Genomic DNA, 2,180 nt, shown 5'->3' with positions numbered 1-2,180 from the left:
CGCCCACGCCGACGTCCTGCACCGGGTCAACCCACTGGTCTTCCACGAGGGCACCGCGAGCTACGCGGGCGTGCCCCTGCTGACCCCGCGGGGCGAGGTCGTCGGGACCTGCTGCGTGGTCGACGCTCAGGCGCGGGAGTTCACCGACGCCGACCTCGCCGCGCTCGCCGACGACGCCGGTGCCCGCCGCGCCCTCGTGGAGGGCTGGTACGAGGCGTTCCTCGGCGGCGTCGCCGACCCGGACCTGCCGGAGGCCGTGGCCGCCGAGGTGTGCCCCGACCTGCCGCGCCGCGCGGTCGACGCGCCCGTCGAGTCCGAGGTGACCGGCCTGCTCGGCGACCACCCGAGGATCAGCGGCGGGCGGCTGGCCGTGCGGCTGGACGAGCTGCTGGCCAGGACCGCCGCGTTCCGCGCCGACCGGGTGCCCGCGTTCCGCGCCTACCAGCGGCTGCGCAACGACCTGGTCGCCCGCGAGCGCGACCGGCTGCGGCTGGACGAGCACCGGCCCAAGGTCATGGGCGCGTTCGTGCGCAACCGGCTGCTCGACGAGGTCTACCTTCCGCTGATCGGCGACAACCTCGCCAAGCAGCTCGGCGCGACCGGCGACGCCAAGCGCGCCGCCCAGATGGGCCTGCTGCTGCTCATCTCCCCGCCCGGCTACGGCAAGACCACCCTGGTCGAGTACGTCGCCGACCGCCTCGGCCTGCTGCTGGTCAAGGTCAACGGCCCCGCGCTCGGGCACGGCGTCACCAGCGTCGACCCGGCCGACGCGCCGAACGCCACCGCCCGCCAGGAGGTCGAGAAGGTCAACTTCGCGCTGGAGGCGGGCAACAACGTCCTGCTGTACCTGGACGACGTGCAGCACACCTCCCCGGAGTTCCTGCAGAAGTTCATCTCGCTGTGCGACGGGCAGCGCCGCATGGAGGGCGTCTGGGAGGGCCGCACCAGGACGTACGACCTGCGCGGCAAGCGGTTCGCGGTGTGCATGGCGGGCAACCCGTACACCGAGTCCGGCAAGCGGTTCCGCATCCCCGACATGCTCGCCAACCGGGCCGACGTGTGGAACCTCGGCGACGTGCTGTCCGGGCGGGAGGAGCTGTTCTCCCTGTCCTACGTGGAGAACGCGCTGACCGCGAACCCGGTGCTGGCCCCGCTGTCCTCCCGGTCCCGCGCGGACCTGGAGCTGCTGGTGCGGATGGCGGCCGGGGAGCGGATCAGCCGGGACCGGCTCGGGCACACCTACCCGGCGGCCGAGCTGGAGCAGGTGCTGTCGGTGCTGCGGAAGGTGCTGCGGCTGCGCGAGGTCGTGCTGGCGGTCAACCGCGCCTACATCGCCTCCGCGGGCCAGGCCGACGCCTCCCGCACCGAGCCGCCGTTCCTGCTCCAGGGCTCCTACCGGAACATGAACAAGCTGGTGGAGAAGGTCGTGCCGGTGATGGACGAGGCCGAGCTGGAGGCCGTCCTCGACGACCACTACCTCGGCGAGGCGCAGACCCTCACCTCCGGCGCCGAGGCGAACCTGCTGAAGCTGGCCGAGCTGCGCGGGGCGCTGGACGGGGAGCGGGCGCGCCGCTGGGCCGAGGTGAAGGCCGGGTACCTGCGGGAGCGGGCGCTCGGCGGCGGGGACGACCCGCTGACCCGCGCGGTCGGCGCGGTGGGGCTGCTGGCCGACCGGGTCGAGGAGGTCCGGAAGGCGATCGAGGGGCTGGGCGACTAGCGGGCGGGGCCCGCGGCTGCGCCCGGGTCCGCCGCGCTCAACCCGCTGCGGCTCAGTACCGGCCCCGGTCGCCGAGGAAGCAGCCGACGCCGTCCCGGTTGCTGTCCAGCCGGTGCCGGTCCTGGGCGGGCACCAGGATGATCCCGACGCCCCGGCCGCGCAGCCACGCGCACGAGTCCTCCACGTACCAGGGGATCAGCCACGGCACGCACGACCCGGTGGTCCAGTAGGCCCGGTCGCACACCCCCGACGGCTGCGTGGGCTGCGTGGTCGTCGGCGGGGTCGGCCGCACGCCCGGCGGCGGCTGGCCCGCGCCCGGCCCGGACTCCGGCGGCGCCCCGCCCTGCGGTTGGCCGCTGGGCTCCGAGGGCGGCCCGCCACCGGTGCTGGGTGGCGGCTGCGCGGTGGTCGTGACGACCGGCTGCGCGGTCGTGGTCGGCGTGGTGGCGCCCTCGCCCTGCCC

Annotated in this window: 1 protein-coding gene and 1 pseudogene; one reads left to right on the top strand and one right to left on the bottom strand. The window is 75.1% G+C overall.

What is annotated here, in order from left to right:
- A partial coding sequence (locus tag ACTUAL_RS14575) for an AAA family ATPase (protein ID WP_440900622.1) occupies positions 1–1,717 on the top strand: 1,717 nt, incomplete at its 5' end.
- Positions 1,718–1,769: 52 nt separating this feature from the next.
- Here ACTUAL_RS14575 and ACTUAL_RS14570 read toward each other — a convergent pair.
- Positions 1,770–2,180: pseudogene (locus tag ACTUAL_RS14570) on the bottom strand (hypothetical protein); the annotation flags it as partial.

This window comes from Actinosynnema sp. (assembly GCF_052038725.1).
The sequence above is the reverse complement of the archived record's forward strand: the minus strand, read 5'-3'. Positions and strand labels throughout refer to the sequence as shown.